Source organism: Phormidium sp. CCY1219 (assembly GCF_035615515.1).
Classification (GTDB): domain Bacteria; phylum Cyanobacteriota; class Cyanobacteriia; order Cyanobacteriales; family Laspinemataceae; genus CCY1219.
The window spans coordinates 1-342 of record NZ_JAJENT010000582.1 but is presented as its reverse complement, the minus strand read 5'-3'; the positions used below and the strand labels follow the sequence as shown (position 1 = coordinate 342).

1 protein-coding gene is annotated in these 342 nt (G+C 45.6%); it reads right to left on the bottom strand.

Annotation, left to right across the window (positions count from 1 at the left end; all coding sequences use genetic code 11):
* Positions 1–148 (bottom strand): HNH endonuclease (locus LKK83_RS16230; protein ID WP_324632264.1); only part of this gene is annotated, 148 nt, incomplete at its 3' end.
* Between the last annotated feature and the right edge of the window lie 194 nt (positions 149–342).

Genomic DNA, 342 nt, shown 5'->3' with positions numbered 1-342 from the left:
CATCCTTTCCACCTAGGGTTTCTGGGATGATGTGGTCTACTTCCATAATGTCTTCTTCCTTGAAATAATGTCCGCAGCGGGTACACTTCCCTTTTTGTTTCTTCAGGAGCTTCGATACTCTCGTTGGAACACCGGGTTGTTTCCCCATTCTTGTACTCCAGTATTTGAGATTGCCATCGTATGGGCTGGCCTCGCCTTTGACTTTAACGTGTCTGACAATTGGAGTCTCAGCGTGGTATTGCAATTTGATTGGGTTTGATTCCGTTCGTGTTGCAAATACCCATTGCCGATTCCCTATTGTTTGCCAGTATTTCTTGGCTACCCACTTTCCTGTTTTGTTGG